At 61.5% G+C, this 21,304-nt stretch carries 19 protein-coding genes; 12 read left to right on the forward strand and 7 right to left on the reverse strand.

The window, feature by feature from the left end; translation table 11 throughout:
- The first annotated feature begins 11 nt into the window (after nucleotides 1–11).
- From ileS to ispH, 4 genes are read left to right on the forward strand one after another with little or no spacing between them, the layout of a single operon-like run.
- Nucleotides 12–2,828, forward strand: coding sequence for an isoleucine--tRNA ligase (ileS, locus tag JK232_RS07870; RefSeq protein WP_072928677.1), 2,817 nt, complete (start codon nucleotides 12–14; stop codon nucleotides 2,826–2,828).
- Nucleotides 2,828–3,343: a signal peptidase II gene (lspA, locus tag JK232_RS07875; protein WP_212589029.1), complete on the forward strand. Its 516-nt coding sequence runs from the start codon at nucleotides 2,828–2,830 to the stop codon at nucleotides 3,341–3,343. The genes ileS and lspA overlap by 1 nt, the downstream gene beginning before the upstream one ends.
- Nucleotides 3,344–3,346: 3 nt before the next feature.
- Nucleotides 3,347–3,817, forward strand: a complete 471-nt coding sequence (fkpB, locus tag JK232_RS07880; RefSeq protein WP_072928680.1) for an FKBP-type peptidyl-prolyl cis-trans isomerase — start codon at nucleotides 3,347–3,349, stop codon at nucleotides 3,815–3,817.
- A complete protein-coding gene (gene ispH, locus JK232_RS07885) occupies nucleotides 3,798–4,748 on the forward strand; it encodes a 4-hydroxy-3-methylbut-2-enyl diphosphate reductase (RefSeq protein ID WP_072928682.1) in 951 nt (316 codons plus the stop codon). Before fkpB ends, ispH begins: the two co-directional genes overlap by 20 nt.
- A 59-nt stretch (nucleotides 4,749–4,807) precedes the next feature.
- On the opposite strand, the gene JK232_RS07890 is transcribed toward ispH, so the two are convergent.
- The 6 genes from JK232_RS07890 to citS form a co-directional block, all read right to left on the reverse strand.
- The gene (locus tag JK232_RS07890; protein ID WP_072928684.1) at nucleotides 4,808–5,494 is read right to left on the reverse strand and encodes a response regulator; all 687 of its coding nucleotides are present in this window, start codon (nucleotides 5,492–5,494) and stop codon (nucleotides 4,808–4,810) included.
- Nucleotides 5,495–5,508: 14 nt separating this feature from the next.
- The gene (locus tag JK232_RS07895) at nucleotides 5,509–7,017 is read right to left on the reverse strand and encodes an ATP-binding protein (protein WP_079205242.1); all 1,509 of its coding nucleotides are present in this window, start codon (nucleotides 7,015–7,017) and stop codon (nucleotides 5,509–5,511) included.
- A 397-nt stretch (nucleotides 7,018–7,414) separates the two neighbouring features.
- Nucleotides 7,415–8,716, reverse strand: a complete 1,302-nt coding sequence (locus JK232_RS07900; RefSeq protein ID WP_072928688.1) for a sodium ion-translocating decarboxylase subunit beta — start codon at nucleotides 8,714–8,716, stop codon at nucleotides 7,415–7,417.
- An 11-nt stretch (nucleotides 8,717–8,727) separates the two neighbouring features.
- Entirely contained in the window at nucleotides 8,728–10,494 is a 1,767-nt protein-coding gene (gene oadA / locus JK232_RS07905) for a sodium-extruding oxaloacetate decarboxylase subunit alpha (protein ID WP_212589030.1), read from the reverse strand.
- 15 nt (nucleotides 10,495–10,509) lie between these two features.
- Nucleotides 10,510–10,755, reverse strand: a complete 246-nt coding sequence (locus JK232_RS07910) for an oxaloacetate decarboxylase subunit gamma (protein ID WP_101854518.1) — start codon at nucleotides 10,753–10,755, stop codon at nucleotides 10,510–10,512.
- 52 nt (nucleotides 10,756–10,807) lie between these two features.
- Nucleotides 10,808–12,151 (reverse strand): citrate/sodium symporter CitS, encoded by a 1,344-nt coding sequence (gene citS, locus JK232_RS07915; RefSeq protein ID WP_072928694.1) that lies wholly within the window; start codon nucleotides 12,149–12,151, stop codon nucleotides 10,808–10,810.
- Nucleotides 12,152–12,418: 267 nt separating this feature from the next.
- Here citS and citC point away from each other — a divergent pair, with 267 nt between their 5' ends.
- Genes citC through citG form a run of 6 tightly spaced genes read left to right on the forward strand, consistent with a single transcriptional unit; the run spans nucleotide 12,419 to nucleotide 17,585 of the window.
- On the forward strand, nucleotides 12,419–13,444 hold the full coding sequence (gene citC / locus JK232_RS07920; protein ID WP_212589031.1) for a [citrate (pro-3S)-lyase] ligase: 1,026 nt from the start codon (nucleotides 12,419–12,421) through the stop codon (nucleotides 13,442–13,444).
- A 29-nt stretch (nucleotides 13,445–13,473) separates the two neighbouring features.
- Nucleotides 13,474–13,770, forward strand: coding sequence for a citrate lyase acyl carrier protein (gene citD, locus JK232_RS07925; RefSeq protein ID WP_212589032.1), 297 nt, complete (start codon nucleotides 13,474–13,476; stop codon nucleotides 13,768–13,770).
- Entirely contained in the window at nucleotides 13,767–14,636 is an 870-nt protein-coding gene (citE, locus tag JK232_RS07930; RefSeq protein WP_212589033.1) for a citrate (pro-3S)-lyase subunit beta, read from the forward strand. Before citD ends, citE begins: the two co-directional genes overlap by 4 nt.
- A 12-nt stretch (nucleotides 14,637–14,648) precedes the next feature.
- A complete protein-coding gene (gene citF / locus JK232_RS07935) occupies nucleotides 14,649–16,166 on the forward strand; it encodes a citrate lyase subunit alpha (protein WP_212589034.1) in 1,518 nt (505 codons plus the stop codon).
- Entirely contained in the window at nucleotides 16,163–16,807 is a 645-nt protein-coding gene (gene citX, locus JK232_RS07940; RefSeq protein WP_101827996.1) for a citrate lyase holo-[acyl-carrier protein] synthase, read from the forward strand. Before citF ends, citX begins: the two co-directional genes overlap by 4 nt.
- Nucleotides 16,692–17,585, forward strand: coding sequence for a triphosphoribosyl-dephospho-CoA synthase CitG (gene citG / locus JK232_RS07945; protein ID WP_146000852.1), 894 nt, complete (start codon nucleotides 16,692–16,694; stop codon nucleotides 17,583–17,585). Before citX ends, citG begins: the two co-directional genes overlap by 116 nt.
- A 27-nt stretch (nucleotides 17,586–17,612) precedes the next feature.
- On the opposite strand, the gene JK232_RS07950 is transcribed toward citG, so the two are convergent.
- Nucleotides 17,613–18,488: an SMP-30/gluconolactonase/LRE family protein gene (locus JK232_RS07950; protein ID WP_072928708.1), complete on the reverse strand. Its 876-nt coding sequence runs from the start codon at nucleotides 18,486–18,488 to the stop codon at nucleotides 17,613–17,615.
- A gap of 378 nt (nucleotides 18,489–18,866) precedes the next feature.
- Between JK232_RS07950 and dapB the strand changes: the two genes are divergently transcribed.
- Entirely contained in the window at nucleotides 18,867–19,688 is an 822-nt protein-coding gene (gene dapB, locus JK232_RS07955; RefSeq protein WP_072928710.1) for a 4-hydroxy-tetrahydrodipicolinate reductase, read from the forward strand.
- Nucleotides 19,689–20,154: 466 nt separating this feature from the next.
- Nucleotides 20,155–21,303, forward strand: coding sequence for a glutamine-hydrolyzing carbamoyl-phosphate synthase small subunit (gene carA / locus JK232_RS07960; RefSeq protein ID WP_212589035.1), 1,149 nt, complete (start codon nucleotides 20,155–20,157; stop codon nucleotides 21,301–21,303).
- Nucleotide 21,304 lies beyond the last annotated feature (1 nt).

The following is a 21,304-nucleotide window of genomic DNA, read 5'->3' on the forward strand; positions in this document are numbered from 1 at the left end:
CCGAGAATCTGATGAGTGACTACAAAAATACCCTGAATTTGCCGGAAACAGGGTTCCCGATGCGCGGCGATCTCGCCAAGCGCGAGCCTGGCATGCTGCAACGCTGGTATGAGCAGGATCTGTACGGGATGATTCGTGCTGCCAAAAAGGGCAAAAAAACCTTTATCCTGCATGACGGCCCTCCGTATGCGAACGGCAGCATTCATATTGGTCACTCGGTTAACAAAATTCTCAAAGACATTATTATCAAGTCGAAAGGGATGGCCGGTTATGACTCGCCGTATGTCCCGGGCTGGGACTGCCACGGCCTGCCGATCGAACTGAAAGTCGAGCAGCTGATCGGCAAGCCGGGTGAGAAAGTCACCGCGGCAGAATTCCGTGAAGCGTGCCGGAAATATGCCGCTGAACAGGTTGCCGGCCAGAAAGCGGATTTCATCCGCCTCGGCGTGCTGGGCGACTGGGATCGTCCTTACCTGACGATGGATTTCGGCACCGAAGCCAACATCATCCGTGCGCTGGGTAAAATCATCGCCAACGGCCACCTGCACAAAGGCGCGAAGCCGGTGCACTGGTGTACCGATTGCGGCTCTTCGCTGGCGGAAGCGGAAGTGGAGTATTACGACAAAACCTCGCCGTCGATTGACGTGATGTTCAACGCCACCGACGCCGCAGGCGTTGCCGCGAAATTTGGCGTGACGCAGTTCAACGGCCCGGTGGCGCTGGTTATCTGGACGACCACCCCGTGGACCATGCCGGCCAACCGCGCCATCTCCCTGAACCCGGAATTCGCCTACCAACTGGTGCAGGTGGAAGGGCGCTGCCTGATCCTGGCGACCGATCTGGTTGCGAGCGTGATGAAGCGCGCCGGCATCACCGACTGGACGGTGCTGGGCGAGTGCAAAGGGGCGGATCTGGAGCTGCTGCGCTTCCGGCATCCGTTCCTGGGCTTTGACGTCCCGGCCATCCTGGGCGACCACGTCACGCTGGACGCCGGTACCGGTGCAGTACACACCGCACCCGGCCACGGCCCGGATGACTACGTCATCGGCCAGAAATATGGCCTGGAAGTCGCCAACCCGGTTGGCCCGAACGGCTGCTACCTGCCGGGCACCTACCCGGCGCTGGACGGCCTGTTCGTCTTCAAAGCCAACGATGTGATCGTTAACCTGCTGCGTGAGCAGGGCGCCCTGCTGCACGTTGAGAAACTGACCCACAGCTACCCGTGCTGCTGGCGTCACAAAACGCCGATCATCTTCCGCGCCACGCCGCAATGGTTCATCAGCATGGATCAGCACGGCCTGCGTAAGCAGTCGCTGGGCGAAATCAAAGGCGTGCAGTGGATCCCGGACTGGGGCCAGGCGCGTATCGAAAACATGGTCGCCAACCGCCCGGACTGGTGTATCTCCCGCCAGCGTACCTGGGGCGTGCCGATGTCGCTGTTCGTCCATAAAGAGACGGAAGTGCTGCACCCGCGCACCATCGAGCTGATGGAAGAGGTGGCGAAACGCGTTGAAGAGAACGGTATTCAGGCCTGGTGGGATCTCGATCCGGCTGAGCTGCTGGGTGACGACGCCGCAGACTACGTGAAAGTGCCGGACACGCTGGACGTCTGGTTTGACTCCGGCTCCACCAGTTTCTCTGTCGTGGATGCGCGCCCGGAATTTGACGGCCACACGCCGGACATGTACCTGGAAGGCTCCGACCAGCACCGCGGCTGGTTTATGTCATCGCTGATGATTTCCACCGCGATGAAGGGCAAAGCGCCGTACAAAGAGGTGCTGACCCACGGCTTCACCGTGGATGGTCAGGGCCGCAAGATGTCCAAATCCATCGGCAACACCGTCTCCCCGCAGGACGTGATGAACAAACTGGGCGGCGACATCCTGCGCCTGTGGGTGGCATCAACCGACTACACCGGCGAGATCGCGGTGTCTGATGAGATCCTGAAGCGCGCCGCGGACTCCTACCGCCGTATCCGTAACACCGCCCGCTTCCTGCTGGCGAACCTGAACGGCTTCAACCCGGACACTGACATGGTCAGCCCGGAAGAGATGGTGGTGCTGGACCGCTGGGCGGTGGGCCGTGCGCTGGCTGCCCAGCAGGACATCGAACAGGCGTATGCCCGTTACGATTTCCACGAAGTGGTGCAGCGCCTGATGCAGTTCTGCTCGGTGGAGATGGGGTCGTTCTACCTCGACATCATCAAAGACCGCCAGTACACCGCGAAAAGCGACAGCGTGGCGCGCCGCAGCTGCCAGACTGCGCTCTACTACATCGTGGAAGCGCTGGTACGCTGGATGGCACCGATCATGTCCTTCACCGCGGATGAGATCTGGGGCTACCTGCCGGGCAAACGCGCGCAATACGTGTTCACCGAAGAGTGGTTCGACGGCCTGTTCGGGCTGGACGCTGCCGAGCCGATGGGCGACGCCTTCTGGGCTGAGCTGCTGAAAGTGCGCGGCGAAGTGAACAAAGTGATTGAGCAGGCCCGTGCGGACAAACGCCTCGGCGGCTCGCTGGAAGCGGCCATCACGCTGTATGCGGACAACGACCTGGCACCGAAACTGCACAGCCTGGGCGCGGAACTGCGCTTCGTGCTGCTGACGTCGGCGGCCACCGTGGCACCGCTGGCGGAGGCCCCGGCCGATGCACAGGCCAGCGAGCAACTCAAAGGGCTGAAAATTGGCCTGGCGAAAGCGGACGGTGAAAAATGCCCGCGCTGCTGGCACTTCACCACCGATGTCGGCCAGAACCCGGAGCACGCAGAAATCTGCGGTCGCTGCTATACCAACGTAGCCGGTCACGGCGAAGAGCGTAAATTTGCCTGATGCGTAAACCGTTACTTTCAACCGGACTGCGCTGGCTGTGGCTGACGATTGTGGTTTTGATCGTTGACCTCGGCAGCAAGCAGTGGATTATGAACCACTTTATGTTGGGCGAAACGCAGCCGCTGTTTCCGTTCCTGAACCTGCACTACGCGCGCAACTACGGCGCGGCGTTCAGCTTCCTGGCGGACAAAGGCGGCTGGCAGCGCTGGTTCTTCGCAGGTATTGCGATTGCCATCGCGCTGGCCCTGCTGGTGATGATGTACCGCACCCGTGCGCAGAAGAAAATCGCCAACTGCGCGTATGCGCTGATTATCGGCGGGGCGCTCGGCAACCTGTTTGATCGCATGTGGCATGGCTTTGTGGTGGACTTCGTGGACTTCTACATCGGCAACTGGCACTTCGCGACCTTCAACATCGCTGACACCGCCATCTGTGTCGGCGCGGCACTGGTGGTGCTGGAGGGCTTCATCGCCCCCAACACCGATGACAAGGCTGCGGCCGGAAATAAGGGGTAATTGATGGCAGACCATGTTCAACCTGACAGCGCCGTGCTGGTGCATTTTACCCTGACGCTGGAAGATGGCTCAGTGGCGGAATCCACCCGCGGCAACGGCAAACCGGCGCTGTTCCGCCTGGGCGACGGCAGCCTCTCTGACGATCTGGAGGCGCACCTGCTGGGCCTTCAGGTCGGCGACAAGCGCGCCTTTACCCTGTCGCCGGAGTCGGCGTTCGGCCAGAAAAGCCCGGATCTGATCCAGTTCTTTTCCCGCCGTGACTTCATTGAAACCGGCATCCCGGAAGTGGGCACCATTATGATGTTCACCGCGATGGACGGCAGTGAAATGCCGGGCGTGGTGCGTGAGGTGGCGGAGGAGTCGATCACCGTCGATTTCAACCATCCGCTGGCCGGCCAGCACATCAGTTTTGATCTGGACGTGCTGGAGATTGACCCGGATCTGGAGGCCAATGATGCAAATCCTGCTGGCTAACCCACGCGGCTTCTGCGCGGGCGTTGACCGCGCCATCAGCATTGTGGAGCGTGCGCTGGAGATCTACGGTGCGCCGATCTACGTGCGCCACGAAGTGGTGCACAACCGCTACGTGGTAGACAGCCTGCGCGCCCGCGGTGCGGTGTTTATCGAGCAGATCAGCGAAGTGCCGGACGGCTCGATCCTGATCTTCTCCGCGCACGGCGTCTCCCAGGCGGTACGGGCGGAAGCGCGCAGCCGTGACCTCACGGTGTTTGACGCCACCTGTCCGCTGGTGACCAAAGTGCATATGGAAGTGGCCCGCGCCAGCCGCAAAGGCACCGAGGCTATCCTGATCGGCCATGCCGGCCACCCGGAAGTGGAAGGCACCATGGGCCAGTACAGCAACCCGGAAGGGGGCATGTACCTGGTGGAATCCCCGGCGGACGTGTTCGCCCTGCAAGTGAAAAATGAGGATAACCTCTGCTTCATGACGCAGACCACCCTGTCGGTGGATGACACGTCTGACGTGATTGACGCCCTGCGTGCGCGTTTCCCGAAGATTGTCGGGCCGCGCAAGGACGACATCTGCTACGCCACCACCAACCGTCAGGAAGCGGTACGCAACCTGGCCGATGGCGCGGACGTGGTGCTGGTGGTTGGGTCGCGCAACTCCTCCAACTCCAACCGTCTGGCGGAGCTGGCGCAGCGCATGGGCAAACAGGCCTATCTGATCGATTCCGCCGCCGACATCCAGGAAGCCTGGCTGAAAGGCGCGGCGAGCATCGGCGTTACCGCCGGGGCGTCCGCACCGGACGTGCTGGTGCAGGATGTGATCACACGCCTGCAGGCGCTGGGCGGCGGTGCGGCGATTGAGATGAGCGGCCGCGAAGAGAACATCGTGTTTGAAGTGCCGAAAGAGCTGCGGGTGGATGTAAAACAGATCGACTGATCCGGCTCCTGCTGCGTTCTACAGGGTCTGCCTCGGCAGACCCTTTTTTTATGGCGGCGTCAGGCGCGGCGCGCGCGATAGACCCGCTCCGGGCGGCCGACCCGGCCATACACCACTTCGGCCTCCAGGAAGCGCTCTTTCACGCCATGCTCCAGATAGCGCCTGGCGGTGGTTTTGCTGCTGCCGAGCAGGCGCGCCAGGCTGTCGGCGGTGTAGCTGCTCTCCCCGGTGAACAAATCGCGGATTTTTTGCAGCGTATTGCCCTCAATGCCGCGCAACGGTGCGGGCGCTTCCTCCGCCCATTCGCGTGACTGCATATTAAACAGCGCGTCCACATGCTGCTGGCTGGCCTGCTCGCTGGAGCGCAATGAACTGACATAACGGCTGAAGCGGCTCAGGGTATGGTGCAGCCGCTGGTAATGCACCGGCTTTATCAGGTAATCGAACACCCCGAGGCGGATTGCCTCACTGATGGTGTCCATATCATTGTCAGCCGTGATGAACACCACGCGGCTGGTGCTGTTCTCATTGACCAGATGTTTGATAAGCTCAATGCCGCGCCCGTCAGGCAGGAAATTATCCAGCAGGATCAGGTGGGGTTTATAGCGCCGGGTAATCATCCGCGCCTCATTCAGCGTGCCGGCGATGCTCACAATATGAAAATTAAAATGTTGTTTGATGTAGTCCGCCAGCAGCTCTGCCAGTTGCGGCTCATCTTCAACAATCAGCAGCGATAATACCGTCATAATTCATCCTCTTCTCACCACGGGATTGTCAGGGTAAAAATGGTGCCGGTCGGCGTATTGTCATCAATGAAAATGGTGCCCCCGGCCTGCCGTACATAACTGTCCACCAGCCACAGGCCGATGCCGTGATCGCCGGAGGTGCTGGTGGTGATGCCGCGTTCGAAAATCCGCGTGCGGATCGCCTCCGGGATGCCGCAGCCGTGATCCGCCACTTCCAGCACCACGTCCTCCCCCTGCGCATTGAGGTAACACTCCACCACCCGCGGGCTGCCGGGCTGCTTTAACGTGGCGATAAAGGCGTTATCCAGCAGGTTGCCGACAATCGAGATCCACTCGTTGTGCGTCAGGCTCTCCGGCAACTCCGCCACCTCACAGCCGGGGTCGAAAATGAGTTCAATACCCAGTTCCTGCGCGCGGTAATATTTCCCGATTAACAGCCCGGCCAGCGGGTTATTCCGGAAATTCATCGTCACGTAATCCACTATTTTCTGGTGGCGCGCAGATTGCGCCTGAATCATGTTCACCGCATCATCATAGGCTTTTATATGCAGCAGCCCGGCCAGGGTCGATAACGTATTAATTTGCTCATGGCGCATGGCGCGTAAATTATCTGCATATTGCTGGATTTGGCTCAATTGCAGACTCAGGGTATTAATATCATCTTTATTACGGAAGCTGATAACCGACCCCTGCGGGATGCCGTTAATGCAAATGCTCATCCGGCTGGCAATCACCTTCACATTATTAAATGAGGCAATATCATCTTTTTTATCCTGCCCCGGTGCATCCAGGAAAAAGCTGCCGGGGTGCACAATCTCCTGGACCGGCTCGCCAATCAGCAGATGCACCGGCTGCACCAGCCCCAGCATCCGCCGCGCCGCCTGATTGATGGCAGTGATGCGGTTCTCCGCGTCGATGGCAATCAGCCCCTCGAACACCGACTCGAACAGCACTTCCTGCTGGATCAGCAGCCGCGCCAGCGCATCCGGCTCCAGGCTGCGCATCTGCCGCTTGATATGCAGCGAAAAACACCAGGCGCACACCAGCAGGAACAGCAGCAGCAACAGCATCGGCAACAGCAGCGTCTGGCGTTGCAGGCAGATCCAGCTCTCCAGCTGGCTCAGGGTATAGCCCACCGACACAATCCCGATGATCCGGCCATCCGCCGCGCGTACCGGGGCTTTGCCGCGCAGCGACGTGCCCAGTGAGCCGCGCCGTTCAGAGAGGTAACTGCGGCCGTCTTTCAGCGCCGGGCCGCTGTCACCGCCCTCCATCTGCGCGCCGATTTTCTCCTCATCGACGTGGAACAGCCGCACGCCGCGGCTGTCACCGATGGTGATGTAGGTAGCATCTGACAGCGCGCGCAGCCGGGTCGCCAGTGTTTTTACGGCGTCGGTGTCCTGCTGCGCCACCGCTGCCGCCAGCGAGGGCATCGCGGCGATTTGCCGGGCCTGCACCAGCGCACGCTGGCCGACCTGATAATGCAGCCGCTCTTTTTCCATACGGCTGAAATAACCGGTCATCACCAAAAGGCTGATGGTTGAAGTAAACAGCAACAGCAGAAAAACGCGCGTCTGAAAGGTTTTCGGGCCGGCATATTTTCGCCAGCCTGCGGCTTTCCGCGTTGATGAATTAACCGCTTGGATAAATATTCTCCTTATAAAGGGGTGGAATGGATGAAATAGCGCGAAAGGCCGGGGTGAAATGCCTTGCTAATATAATCGCTGGAAAGGTGAAAACCGTGAAGGAATGCGTGGAGTGCTGAAAATTTTATGCACTTTATGCACGTTATGAATAATATTCGTTTATCACGCGGAAAGGGCGGCGCTATTTCGCCAGGTTGTATCAAACAATCGAGAATATTGTAAAGCGGCCGCGATAGACGGCCGCTTTTTTGTTACAGGGTGAGAAAGCAGCGGGTCACCGCGCCAGGATATAATTAATCATCACCCCGGCCGCAATCGCTGAGCCAATCACCCCGGCCACGTTCGGCCCCATCGCGTGCATCAGCAAAAAGTTTTGCGGGTTGGCCTCCAGCCCCACTTTATTGGCGACCCTGGCGGCCATCGGCACTGCCGACACCCCGGCCGCGCCAATCAGCGGGTTAATCGGCGTGTGGCCAAACCGGTTAAGCAGCTTCGCCATCAGCACCCCGCTGGCGGTGCCGATGCCGAACGCAATCACCCCCAGCAGCAGGATGCCGAGCGTCTGCGGTTGCAGAAACTTATCTGCCACCAGTTTCGCACCGACGGACAGGCCAAGGAAAATCGTGACGATATTGATCAGCGCGTTCTGTACCGTCTCGCTCAACCGCTCCACCACCCCGCATTCGCGCATCAGGTTGCCGAAGCAGAACATCCCCAACAGCGGGGCGGCGTCCGGCAGCAGCAGCGCCACCAGCAACAGCAACATCACCGGGAAAATGATCTTTTCCCGTTTATGCACCACCCGCAGTTGCGTCATCACAATCTGCCGCTCCGCCGGGGTGGTCAGCGCCCGCATGATGGGCGGCTGGATCAGCGGCACCAGCGCCATATAGGAGTAGGCCGCCACCGCAATCGCCCCCAGCAGCTCCGGGGCCAGGATGCTGGAGAGGTAGATTGCCGTTGGCCCGTCCGCGCCGCCAATAATGCCAATCGCCGCTGCCTGCGGCAGCGTGAAGCTGATCACCCCCAGCACATTCAGCGCCAGCGCGCCGAGCACCGTGGCGAAGATGCCGAACTGCGCGGCCGCGCCCAGCAGCAGGGTGCGTGGGTTAGCCAGCAGCGGGCCGAAGTCGGTCATCGCGCCGACGCCCATAAAGATCACCAATGGCGCAATGCCGGAAGCGATCGCGACCTTATAGAACACGTAGAGCACGCCGTCGCTGTGGCCCATCTCTTCCGCCAGGGTCGCCAGCCCATGCAGCACTGCCGGGGCAGCGGTCACCAGTTGCGCCTTGATCGCGGCCGCGTCCGGCAGGCAGTGCAGGCGCGCGGCCAGCGCCGCCAGCTGATCCGGCTGCGCCTTGTAGAGCGCCATCTCCAGCGCCGACATCGCCAGACCGGCATCCGGGATATTGGCCAGCAGTCCGCCGAAGCCAATCGGCATCAGGAGCAACGGTTCGAACTTCCGGGCAATCGCCAGCCACAGCAGCAGCAGGCTCACCAGCAGCATCAGCGCCTGCCCGCCGCTCAGATGCAGGATGCCCAATCCCTGAAACAGGGCCGTTAACCTTTCCATGCGGTTTTGCCTCAGGCCAGAGTAAGCAGGCAATCGCCCACGTTGACGGCATCACCCGGTTTCACCTGGATGGCGCTGACGGTGCCGGGCTGTGCAGCACGGATCTCGGTTTCCATCTTCATCGCTTCCAGAATCACCAGCACGTCGCCTTGCTGCACCGCTTGCCCCTCACTGACCACCACTTTCCAGATCGCCCCGGCCAGCGGCGCATTCACCGCCACGCCCCCGGCTGACACCGGGGCAGGGGCGGCCACCGGCGTAATGGTGTCAAGATCGCCCCCTTCAGTGACCTGCACCACGTAACGCCGCCCCTCCATCTCCACGGTGTAGCGCGCCGGTCCGGAATGCGGTGTGGGTTGCGGCGCGGCAGCCACGGAAACGCCGCCAGGCAACGGCTCAAACGCGGCCGGGTTATGGCGGTTTTCCAGGAATTTCCAGGCAATCTGCGGGAACAGCGCCACCGTCAGCACATCATCAATCGGGCTGTCCGCCAGCGTGATGTTTTTCGCCGCCGCCTCGCGCTGCACCTCCGCCTCAAGCGTCGCCATCTCCGGCGGCAGGCGATCGGCCGGGCGGCAGGTCACCGGCTGGCCGCCCGCCAGCACCCGCTGTTGCAGCGCAGCGTTGACCGGCGCAGGCGTCGCGCCGTATTCCCCTTTCAGGATACCGGCCGTCTCTTTGGCGATGCTTTTGTAGCGTTCCCCCAGCAGCACATTCATCACCGCCTGGGTGCCGACAATCTGGGAGGTCGGCGTCACCAGCGGCAGGAAACCGAGATCTTCCCGCACGCGCGGGATCTCCGCCAGCACCGCGTCCAGCTTGTCGGCGGCATTCTGCTGCCTGAGCTGGCTCTCCAGATTGGTGAGCATCCCGCCCGGCACCTGCGCCACCAGGATCCGGCTGTCCGCGCCGCGCAACTGGCCTTCGAATGCGTGGTATTTTTTGCGCACCTCACGCAAACAGGCGGCGATCGCCTCCAGTTGCACCAGGTCCAGCCCGCTGTCCCAGGCGGTGCCGCGCAGCGCCGCGACCAGCGCCTCGGTGGCCGGGTGGCCGTAAGTGCCGCTCATCGACGAAATGGCGGTGTCCACGCCGTCCACCCCGGCCTCGATCGCTTTCAGCAGCGTCATCTCCGCCATGCCGGTGGTGGCGTGGCAATGCAGGTGCAGCGGCACATTGAAGCGCTGCTTAATCAACCCCACCAGCCGGAAGGCGGTGTCCGGCGTCAGGATGCCGGACATATCCTTGATCACCACTGAATCGACGCCGGTTTCCAGCAACTTTTCGGTGAGGGTCAGCCAGGTGTCGTCGTTATGCACCGGGCTGGTGGTGTAGCTCAGCGTGCCCTGGGCGTGCGCGCCCTGTTTGCGCACCGCCTGCAACGCGCAGCGCATGTTGCGCACATCGTTCATTGCGTCAAACACGCGGAACACCTCCATGCCGTTGGCGACCGCCCGCTCCACAAAGCGCTCCACCACATCGTCGGCGTAGTGGCGGTAACCCAGCAGGTTCTGGCCGCGCAGCAGCATCTGCAATGGGGTGGTGGGCATCGCTTTTTTCAGCTCGCGCAGGCGCACCCACGGGTCTTCGCCCAAAAAGCGGATGCAGGCGTCAAAGGTTGCGCCGCCCCAGCACTCCAGCGACCAGAAGCCGATCTTGTCCAGCAGCGCGGCAGCGGGCAGCATATCGTCCAGCCGCAGGCGGGTTGCAAACAGGGATTGGTGCGCATCGCGCAGCACCACATCAGTTATCGCCACAGGGCGCAATAAAGGGGACATCAGGTTCTCCAGAAATCAGTGAATGCCGTGCAGACGGCGGTGGTGGTGAAGGGCGGCGGCGATAACCGGCCGCAGGGGCGCCAGGGCATCGGCAGCCGGGGCCGTGGGCGCCGGTGCCGGGGCCTCCGCCGGCGAGAAACGGGCGATAATCCCGGACATCAGGCGCAGCGCGAACACCAGCACCAGCAGGAAAATCATCACAAAGCCCATGCCGCAGACCATCAGGGCCAGGCCCTCGCGCATCAAACCAGGTTCAGACATTGTTGGGTTCTCCATCAAAGCGCGGCACGGCGGCTGGCCGTGCCGCAGGGGATCAGCCGGTGAACATGCCGAACACCACGCTGGCGATCACCAGCACAATGCCGCCGCCGAGGCGCGAGGAGATCTGCGCGTAGGAGATCAGTGACATGCGGTTACAGGCCGAGAGCACTTCCAGGTCGCCGGAGCCGCCGCGGTTCGCCATGCACAGCCCGGCGGTAATCGCCGATTCCACCGGGAAGAAGCCGATCAGCCAGCCGCCGAGCGCTGCCCCGGCAATCGCGCCGAGCACGATAAACCCGGCAATCACCACGTTGGCGAAGGTCAGCGCCGCGATGATTTCGCCGAGGTCGGTGTAGCAGACGCCGACGCCCACCATCAGCACCCACAGCATCTGTTTGGAGAAGAAATCGGAGAGGCGTTTCGCCCCCTCTTTGATCTCCAGCGAGCAGAGGTTGGCGGCGTTCAGCGCGGCCACAATCAGCACCATGTAGGCAAAGGTATGGATTTGTACCGAACCGATGCCCGGCAGCAATGATTTGGAGAGCACATAGGCCAGCAGGAAGCAGCAGGTCGCCAGCACCATGCCGACCGCCACCTCGCGGTGGGTAATTTTCCCGGCTTTCTCCTCCTCTTCCACCCGGAAAGAGGCTTTGCGCACCAGCTCACCCTCGCCGGTCAGCGACGGGAATTTCTTGCCGATAATGTCGAGGATCGCCGCCGCGACGATGGCGAAAATATTGGCGATGGTCAGGATGGCGATTGCCACCGAGTAGTACTCCTCGCGCGAATTGCCGGTCACTGAATGGTAGATTTCAGAAAGCGGCACCGCCCCGGCACCGTTGCCGCCGCCCATGATCGGCAGCACATAGAGCATCAGCACCCGATCCACCGGAATGCCGAACAGCGCGCCAATCAGCACCCCAAACAGTGCCGCCCCGGCCACCCCGGCCAGAATGGTCGGGATATAACCCACCAGTGAGCGCAGCAGTAATTTACGGTTTACCGACAAAATCGAGCCGGTAATTAACACCGCAATAAACAGGTTCAGGAAATTACTCTCGTCCATCACATTGGTGATGGTTTTTATCTCTTTTTCGGTGAAGATGCCGGCATACACAAACCAGGCGGCGACCAGAAATATCATCACCGGTGCGCCGCCGATATATTTATTAAAGATCGGCAGGCGCTTGCCTATTTCGCCAAACAGCGCGCCAATCACAAACATCAGCGCAAACCCGCCAACCAAATCATTGGGCAGGGTATCGGTGACATGCGCCAGCAACACCGTCACCAGCGTGAAGGCGTAGAGCGGCAGCGGCATACCAAACAGCTTGAATGACCAAAGGGCAGATAAGCCCTTGGCTTCCTTAACCGGAAGCGGGGTAATTGTCGTCATAATGACGTTATCCTTTTATTAAGAGAGACCAGACAGCAGCGGGGGAGATGCTAATGAATCGCAGGGCGTGCGTGATGTGATGGCGTTCAATGAATCACCAGGGTTTTTATTAATTTAATGTGGTTTATACACCTGGGGTAATTAAATAAATAAACGCCATAGGCGGCATTAAAATTGCCGGTGAAATGTGATCCTGCCGGAATTAATCCCCGGCGCGGCGTGGCGAAATAGCGCTCCCTTTCTTTTGCTGATGATGCGGAGCGCATTATGCCGGTTCTGTTTCGCCGCCTTTTTCCCGGCGATGAACGCCTCACCCACCTGTTGCCGTTGCTGCACCAGGCCGGGCTGCGGCTGGAAAAGGATGTGGAGGTGATGGTCGCCGCGTACCGGCAGGGCCGGGTAGTGGCCTGCGGCGGGCTGGCGGGCCGGGTGCTGAAGTGCATCGCCATTGACCCGGCGCGGCGCGGGGAGGGGCTGAGCCTGACCCTGATGACGGAGCTGATTACGCTGGCGTTTGAGCGCGGCCGCCCTGAACTCTTCCTGTTCACCAAACCGGAGAACCACACGCTGTTTGCCGCCGCCGGGTTTTTCCCGCTGGCTGAAGTGCCGGGCTACCTGGTGCTGATGGAAAACAGCCCCGACCGCTTGCGCCGCCATTGCGCCCAGCTCCGCCGTCAGCGTCAGCCGGGACAGCGCATCGGCGCGATTGTGATGAATGCCAACCCGTTCACCCTCGGCCACCGCTGGCTGGTGGAGCAGGCCGCTGCCCGCTGTGACTGGCTGCACCTGCTGGTGGTGCAGGAGGACGCCTCGCAGTTCCGCTACGCCGACCGCTACCCGCTGATTGCGCAGGGCACGCACGGCATCCGCAACCTGACGCTGCACCCCGGCTCGGCATACGTGATCTCACGCGCCACCTTTCCCGGTTACTTCCTGAAAGATCAGGGCGTGGTGGACATCTGCCACAGCCAGATCGATTTACAGCTGTTCCGCCGTTACCTCGCCCCGGCGCTGGGCATCACCCACCGTTTTGTCGGCACCGAACCTTTCTGCCCGCTTACCGCCGCCTATAACCGCCGTATGCAGACGCTGCTGACGGAGCCGGACGGCCTCTGGCCGCCGGTGGAGGTGGTGGAGCTGCCGCGGCTGGAAATCAACGACGCGCCGGTGTCGGCCTCCAGGGTGCGGGCGCTGCTGGCCACCGGTGACTGGGACGCCGTGGCCGCGCTGGTGCCGCCGGCCACGCTGGCGTTTTTGCGACATGCACACCGCAGGGAAACGACCCCTGCCTGACTTAACCAACCAATGAGGCAATACACGACATGGAGATCGTAAAAGACGCTGTCGCGGGCACGCTGGAATCCAGTGATGCGCTGGTGCGCATCGGCCCGTCGCCGGAACCGGGGCTGCACCTGACGCTGGAAAGCGTGGTGCAGGCGCAATTTGGTGAGGCGATCGCACACCTCGCGCGGGTGACACTGGCGGAGCTTGGCATCACCCAGGCGCAGATCGCCATTGATGACAAAGGGGCGCTGGAGTGCGTATTGCGCGCCCGCGTGCAGGCGGCCGCGCTGCGTGCCGCCGGAAAAGAACCTTCAGAATGGAGCCTGCCCGGATGAAATTACGTCGCAGTATGCTGTTTATCCCCGGTGCCAACGCCGCGATGCTCAGCACCTCATTTGTCTACGGTGCCGATGCCGTGATGTTTGACCTGGAAGATGCCGTGGCGCTGCGCGAGAAAGACAGCACCCGCCTGCTGGTGTTTCATGCCCTCCAGCACCCGTTTTACCGGGAGGTGGAAAAAGTGGTGCGTATCAACCCGCTGGACACGCCGTTCGGCCTGGCCGATCTGGAGGCGGTGGTGCGCGCCGGGGTGGACATCATCCGCCTGCCGAAAACCAACAACGTGGAGGATGTACAGCAACTGGAAGCGGAAGTGGCGCGCATTGAGGCCGCCTGCGGCCGCGAGGTGGGCAGCACCCGGCTGATGGCGGCAATTGAGTCGGCACAGGGCGTGGTGAACGCGGTGGCGATTGCCCGCAGCAGCCCGCGCATGGTGGCGATTGCGCTGGCGGCGTTTGACTACGTGATGGACATGCAAACCTCGCGCGGCGACGGTTCGGAGCTGTTTTACGCCCGCTGTGCGGTGCTGCACGCGGCGCGGGTGGCGGGCATCGCCGCGTATGACGTGGTGTGGGCAGACGTTAATGATGACGCCGGGTTCCTGCGTGAGGTGGAGCAGGTGCGGCGGCTGGGGTTTGACGGCAAATCGCTGGTCAACCCGCGCCAGATTGCGCTGTTGCACCAGGCCTACGCGCCGACGCAGCAGGAGGTGGACGACGCCCGCGACGTGGTTGCCGCGGCAGACGACGCCGCCCGGCAGGGGCTGGGGGTGATTTCCCTCAACGGCAAAATGATCGACGGCCCGATTGTGCTGCACGCGCAGCGCGTTCTGTCACGGGCCGCGGGCGGCATTCGCGAATAAGGAGCAACAAACATGACAACCCACACCCTACCGGCACCCCGCATACCGGCACATACTGACCTCCCGGCGTTTACCCATGCCGCCGCCCACAGCCCGTGGCTGTCGCAGGAAGATGAAAAACGCCAGCGCAAGCTGTGCGCCTCGCTGGAGCAGGCGATTGTGCGATCCGGCCTGAAAAACGGCATGACGATCTCTTTCCACCATGCGTTCCGCGGCGGCGACAAGGTGGTCAACCTGGTGGTTGGCACGCTGGCGCGCATGGGGTTCCGCAATCTGACGCTCGCCTCCAGCTCATTGATCGACGCCCACTGGCCGCTGATCGAACACATCCAACAGGGGGTGATCCGCCAGATCTACACCTCCGGCCTGCGCGGCAAACTGGGCGAGGCGATCTCCCGCGGGCTGATGGACAACCCGGTGCAGATCCACTCCCACGGCGGCCGCGTGCAGCTGATCGACAGCGGCGAACTGGCCATTGATGTGGCGTTCCTCGGTGTGCCCTGTTGTGACGAATTCGGCAACGCCAACGGCTTCAGCGGCAAATCGCGCTGCGGCTCGCTGGGCTATGCGCAGGTGGATGCCGAACGCGCCCGCACGGTGGTGCTGCTCACCGAAGCGTTTGTCAGCTACCCCAACCACCCGGCCAGCATCGCGCAGGATCAGGTGGATCTGATCGTGCAGGTGGAGGAAGTGGGCGATCCGGCGAAGATCAGCGCCGGGGCGATCCGCCTCACCAGTAACCCGCGTGAACTGTTGATCGCCCGGCAGGCCGCCAACGTGATCGAGCATTCCGGCTATTTCAACCACGGCTTTTCATTACAGACCGGCACCGGCGGCGCGGCACTGGCCGTCAGCCGCTTTCTGGAAGAGAAGATGCGCCGCCGCCAGATTACCGCCGGGTTCGCGCTGGGCGGCATTACCGGCACGATGGTGGATCTGCATGAAAAAGGGCTGGTGGAAAAACTGCTCGACACCCAATCCTTTGACGCCGACGCAGCGCAATCCCTGAGCCGCAACCCGCACCATATTGAGATCAGCGCCAACCAGTACGCCAGCCCGCGTTCCAAGGGCGCAGCCTGTGAACGGCTGAATGTGGTGATGCTGAGCGCGCTGGAGATCGATCTTAATTTCAACGTCAACGTGATGACCGGCTCCGACGGCGTGCTGCGCGGTGCCTCGGGTGGCCACAGCGACACCGCGGCCGGGGCGGATCTCACCATTATCACTGCGCCGCTGGTGCGCGGCCGCCTGCCGACGGTGGTGGACAAGGTGCTGACCACCGTGACGCCGGGCGAAAGCATCGACGTGCTGGTCACGGACCACGGCATCGCCGTCAATCCGCGCCGCCCGGAGATCCGCGAACGGCTGCACGCGGCGGGCCTGCCGTTGATGACCATTGAGCAATTACATGCGCGGGCGCGGCTGTTGACCGGCGAGCCGAAAGCGATTGAGTTCACTGACCGGGTCGTGGCGGTGGTGCGCTACCGCGACGGTTCAGTGATTGATGTGATCCGTCAGGTCAAACCATGAACCGTCAACACCGGATGCCGCCGCCCCGCGTCGTCACGCTCACGCAGATGCTCGCTGCCCGCGAACGGCGCGCCAGGCGGCAGCAGCAGGCGTTGCAGTGCTTCGGCAATACCCTGATTTGCGGCACGCTGATTGCGCCGGGCGGCATCAAAGACAGCGCGGCGTACCGTCGCCTCAGCCACTACGCACGCGAGGCGGTCGCCGCGCTCTGCCGCGAAAAACAGTGGCCGGTCTGCTGGCACCAGCGCTGGCTGCACGCCACCGGGCCGGAATTTATGCTGGTGGTGGAGGCGGCCGCAACAGAGGTGAAGGCGGCGCTGATCGCGCTGGAAGAGCGCCACCCGCTCGGGCGGCTGTGGGATCTGGACGTGCTGAACGCTGCCGGGGAGGTGATGTCCCGCACGCAGCTCGGCATTCCGCCGCGGCGCTGCCTGATCTGCCCGGAACCGGCCCACCTCTGCGCCCGTGCGCGCCGCCATGCGCTGTGGCTGATAAAGGAAGAGATTCATCACAGGATGGAACATTATGAGCGAAATAACCTTGCCGCCCCGGACGCCGTTACGGGAACAACTGGTGCAGCAGATGGGGGAGGCGTTGTTGCAGGAGGTAATGCTGACGCCGAAACCGGGGCTGGTGGATAAGCGCAACAACGGCGCACACCGGGACATGAACCTCGGGCTGTTTGTGCGCAGCATTGAGGCACTGCTGAGCCAGATGCCGCGCTTTTACGATCTGGGGTTCAGCACCGCCGCGCTCGCCCCAGTGCAGGTGTTGCCGATGTTGCGGCCGCTGGGGCTGGCCGGTGAGGCGCAGATGTTGCGCACCACCGGCGGGGTGAATACCCACAAAGGCGCGATTTTCGCCTTCGGCCTGTTGCTGGCGGCGGCCGGGCGGCTCACTGCCCTACAGCGGCCGCTGGCGCAGCAGCCGCTGTGTGAAACCGTCAGCCACTTCTGCCGCGGGCTGGTGCAACGGGAGCTGGGCGGCATTACCGCACCGCGCACCGCCGGGGAGCGGCTCTATCAGCAGCACGGCCTGACCGGCGCACGCGGCGAGGCAGAGAGCGGCTTTCATACCGTGCGCAGTGTGGCGCTGCCGGCCTGGCGGCGGATGATGGCGAAAACCGGCCAGAAAGAGCAGGCGCAATTGCAGGTGTTGCTGCACCTGATGGCCTGGAACGCCGACACCAATCTGGCGGCGCGCGGCGGAATGGCGGGGCTGCACTATGTGCAGCAGCAGGCGCAGGGGTTGTTGTGGCAGGGCGGGGTACAGGCCCCGGACGGCGCGGCGCGGTTATATGCGCTGGATGATGCGCTGATTGACCGGCACCTCAGCCCCGGCGGCAGTGCCGATCTGCTGGCGGTGACGCTGTTTCTGGCCGCGTTCCCGGCCGGTGAGGCAGAATGGGCGGCCTGGTAAGGCCGCCTGGTCAGGAGTAGGGGGCGATCAGCCCGGCAGAATAAAGCGGTGCTGCGGCATACCGGTTTCGCGGGTTTCCACCTGCAACAGCGCGCCTTCCAGCGGGCCGGGGTTCTCCAGGCCTTTGCGGGCGGAGGTGATAAACAGCGTTTTTCGCTCCGGGCCGCCGAAGGTGCAGCAACTTGGCTGGGTCACCGGCAGCGGGATCGCCTCTTCCGCCAGCAACTCACCCTCATTCAGTTGGTAAGTGAACAGGCAGTGGTGGCCGAAACAGGCGTTAATCAGGCGGCCGCCGGTGGTCAGCGTGGAGCCGTCCGGCGTCAGGTCACCGCTGGAGTAGCAGCTCAGGGTGCGCGGGTTGATGCGCTTACCGTTGCCGGAATAGAAGCGTTTGGCGTGGCTGTCGGCGAACCAGACACGGTTCTCATGCCATACCAGCGTATTCGGGATGGTGAGGTTATCCATCATCTTTTCCGGTGCGGCGTCCCCGGCGGCAAAGCGATACCAGGCGCCGATCGGTTCGCCTTCGGTCAGATCCATGGTGCCGAACCACAGGGAACCGTCCGGGGCGATGGCTGCCTCATTCGGGCGGGTTTTGCTGGTCTCTTCCGGGTAGTCGCACAGCACGGTAATCTCACCGCTGGCATAGTCATAGGCGGCAATGCCCTGATGGGCGGCCAGCAGGAACACCTCTTCTTTATCCGTGAGCAGTACCGCGCTGGTGACACTCGGTAAATTGCGGATCTCCGTTTCCCGGCGTGACGGCCAGTAGCGCAGCAGCCGCTGGCGGTTGATGTCCACCCACAGCAGTGACTGGCTGCGGTCACACCACACGGGCGTTTCACCCAGCTCGGCCCGGTAATCATTAACCGGGGTTATCTCAGAACGTAGAAAATCGGCCATAACGGTGGTTGTCCTCCCTTTCACAGATGGCTTGCGCCGCGAACAGGCGGCGCACTCTCTTAGCGTAGCCCGGTGCGCCCCGCCGCGCTGGCGGAATCGGATCATTCCGGCCGGAATCGCCCGTGCGGCACGCTGGCTGAAAATGCATGACTATGCGAAGATCATGCATGGACAAAACCGGCAGCGGAGGTGATTAAAAATCACACAAATGTACCGGTTTTTGCCTAATCTTTTAACATCATAGGGATAGATTTTACTGATGTTAACAAGCCTATATCATAAATTTCTTATTATCCGAGAATTTATCTGGCCGTGATGATCGGGCGTGGCTACCCTGAAAAGGATTCACGCGAATCATGAAAACAGAAGAGAGAACTTATGCAGAATGCTGATATCCGCATCGCGATTGCGGGATCGGGCGGCCGGATGGGCCGACAACTGATTCAGGCCGTGCAGCAGGCCGACGGGGTGGTACTGGGTGCCGCGCTGGCACGCCCCGGTTCATCACTGGTGGGCGTGGATGCGGGCGAACTGGCCGGGGTCGGCGCGCTGGGCGTGAAGGTCAGTGACAGCCTGGACGCCGTCATGGACACCTTTGACATCCTGATCGATTTTACCCGCCCGGAGGCCACGCTGGCTTACCTGGAAACCTGCCGCCACCACGGCAAAGGCATGGTGATCGGCACCACCGGCTTTGATGACGCCGGAAAAAGCGCGATTAAACAAGCGGCTGATGACATCGGCATCGTGTTTGCCGCCAACTTCAGCGTCGGCGTCAATGTGGTGCTGAAGCTGCTGGAAAAGACCGCCAAAATCATGGGCGACTATACTGACATCGAAATTCTGGAAGCGCACCACCGCCACAAAGTGGATGCCCCTTCCGGCACTGCGCTGGCAATGGGCGAGGCGATTGCCGACGCGCTGGGCCGTGATCTGAAACAGTGTGCGGTCTACGCACGCGAAGGCCATACCGGCGAACGTGACCCAAAAAGCATCGGTTTTGCCACCGTGCGCGCCGGGGATATCGTCGGTGAGCATACCGCGATGTTTGCAGATATCGGCGAGCGGGTGGAGATTACCCACAAGGCCTCCAGCCGCATGACCTTTGCAAATGGCGCGGTTCGTGCCGCTGCCTGGGTGTCAGGCCATAAAACCGGGCTTTATGACATGCGCGACGTGCTTGGATTGCATGAATTATAGTTTACCCAAACCATCGTGATGTGGTTTTTTAATCATAACTCTTTGATTGACGGGCAATTCCTTGATTGCCCTTTTTTTATTGTTAAAAACATGATGTTCATCATATTTCCATCCTATAAGCTGCATTAATTACATTTTTCCCCGGTTTACTTCTCTTGTTTATACAGGGTTGGTATAAAAAATAACCATATCTGGTGTTTCCTTACTGTTTCTTTCTGCTTGAAGAGTCGCAACCGTTTACTGACTCGACTTATCCGGTGCTTTTGCCCGGAATCAGGGGTAATTCCTCTGAATCGAGAGAAAACATAACAAAAAAGGGGCGTTTGGGTAGACAAAGGGGATCGCCCTCATTAGAATGCGCGCAATTTGCCGAAAATTAGCTCTTGCAGCGATTTTTGCATTGATTTAGTGCGTCTGTTCTGAATTAATATGCAAATATTGTGATTGATTATTCCTGGAGGATGCTTTGATTAAGTCAGCGCTGTTGGTTCTGGAAGACGGAACCCAATTCCACGGTCGGGCCATCGGGGCCGAAGGTACGGCAGTGGGGGAAGTGGTCTTCAATACGTCGATGACCGGTTATCAAGAAATCCTCACTGATCCCTCCTATTCCCGCCAGATCGTCACCCTTACTTATCCCCATATCGGCAATGTCGGCACCAACGCCGCCGATGAAGAATCCTCCACTGTTCATGCGCAAGCCCTGGTTATCCGTGACCTCCCGCTGATTGCCAGCAACTACCGTAATGAAGAAACCCTCTCCGATTACCTCAAGCGCCTCAACATCGTCGGCATCGCGGACATCGATACCCGTAAACTGACGCGCTTGCTGCGTGAGAAGGGCGCGCAGAACGGTTGCATCATCGCCGGTGACAACGTTGACGCCGCGCTGGCGCTGGAAAAAGCCAAAGCGTTCCCCGGCCTGAAAGGCATGGATCTGGCGAAAGAGGTCTGCACCCGCGAGAGCTACAGCTGGCAGCAGGGGAGCTGGGCGCTGGAAGGCGGCCTGCCGGAAGCGGCCGACGCGGCAGACCTGCCGTTCCATGTGGTGGCTTATGACTACGGCGTGAAGCGCAACATCCTGCGGATGCTGGTGGATCGCGGCTGCCGCCTGACGGTGGTGCCGGCACAGACCCCGGCCGATGACGTGCTGGCGATGAACCCGGACGGCGTGTTCCTCTCCAACGGCCCCGGCGACCCGGAACCGTGCGATTACGCCATCGCGGCAATCCAGCGTTTCCTTGAGACCGACGTGCCGGTGTTCGGCATCTGCCTCGGCCACCAGTTGCTGGCGCTGGCCTGCGGCGCGAAAACCCGCAAGATGAAACTCGGCCACCACGGCGGCAACCACCCGGTAAAAGACTGGGACAACAACACGGTGATGATCACCGCGCAGAACCACGGTTTTGCGGTGGATGAAGAGGACTTGCCGCCGACGCTGCGCGTCACGCACTCCTCGCTGTTTGACCACACGGTGCAGGGCATCCACCACACCAGCAAACCGGCCTTCAGCTTCCAGGGCCACCCGGAAGCCAGCCCCGGCCCGCACGATGCTGCACCGCTGTTCGACCACTTTATCGACTTGATCAAGACTTACCGTTCCACCGCCAAATAAT

It is taken from the genome of Nissabacter archeti, assembly GCF_018257325.1.
In the GTDB taxonomy this organism is placed as follows: Bacteria; Pseudomonadota; Gammaproteobacteria; order Enterobacterales; family Enterobacteriaceae; genus Chimaeribacter; species Chimaeribacter arupi.

Coding starts and splice junctions, on each gene's coding strand:
- ileS (WP_072928677.1), top strand. CDS start 12: ATGAGTGACTACAAAAATACCCTGAATTTGCCGGAAACAGGGTTCCCG.
- lspA (WP_212589029.1), top strand. CDS start 2,828: ATGCGTAAACCGTTACTTTCAACCGGACTGCGCTGGCTGTGGCTGACG.
- fkpB (WP_072928680.1), top strand. CDS start 3,347: ATGGCAGACCATGTTCAACCTGACAGCGCCGTGCTGGTGCATTTTACC.
- ispH (WP_072928682.1), top strand. CDS start 3,798: ATGCAAATCCTGCTGGCTAACCCACGCGGCTTCTGCGCGGGCGTTGAC.
- JK232_RS07890 (WP_072928684.1), bottom strand. CDS start 5,494: ATGACGGTATTATCGCTGCTGATTGTTGAAGATGAGCCGCAACTGGCA.
- JK232_RS07895 (WP_079205242.1), bottom strand. CDS start 7,017: ATGACCGGTTATTTCAGCCGTATGGAAAAAGAGCGGCTGCATTATCAG.
- JK232_RS07900 (WP_072928688.1), bottom strand. CDS start 8,716: ATGGAAAGGTTAACGGCCCTGTTTCAGGGATTGGGCATCCTGCATCTG.
- oadA (WP_212589030.1), bottom strand. CDS start 10,494: ATGTCCCCTTTATTGCGCCCTGTGGCGATAACTGATGTGGTGCTGCGC.
- JK232_RS07910 (WP_101854518.1), bottom strand. CDS start 10,755: ATGTCTGAACCTGGTTTGATGCGCGAGGGCCTGGCCCTGATGGTCTGC.
- citS (WP_072928694.1), bottom strand. CDS start 12,151: ATGACGACAATTACCCCGCTTCCGGTTAAGGAAGCCAAGGGCTTATCT.
- citC (WP_212589031.1), top strand. CDS start 12,419: ATGCCGGTTCTGTTTCGCCGCCTTTTTCCCGGCGATGAACGCCTCACC.
- citD (WP_212589032.1), top strand. CDS start 13,474: ATGGAGATCGTAAAAGACGCTGTCGCGGGCACGCTGGAATCCAGTGAT.
- citE (WP_212589033.1), top strand. CDS start 13,767: ATGAAATTACGTCGCAGTATGCTGTTTATCCCCGGTGCCAACGCCGCG.
- citF (WP_212589034.1), top strand. CDS start 14,649: ATGACAACCCACACCCTACCGGCACCCCGCATACCGGCACATACTGAC.
- citX (WP_101827996.1), top strand. CDS start 16,163: ATGAACCGTCAACACCGGATGCCGCCGCCCCGCGTCGTCACGCTCACG.
- citG (WP_146000852.1), top strand. CDS start 16,692: ATGAGCGAAATAACCTTGCCGCCCCGGACGCCGTTACGGGAACAACTG.
- JK232_RS07950 (WP_072928708.1), bottom strand. CDS start 18,488: ATGGCCGATTTTCTACGTTCTGAGATAACCCCGGTTAATGATTACCGG.
- dapB (WP_072928710.1), top strand. CDS start 18,867: ATGCAGAATGCTGATATCCGCATCGCGATTGCGGGATCGGGCGGCCGG.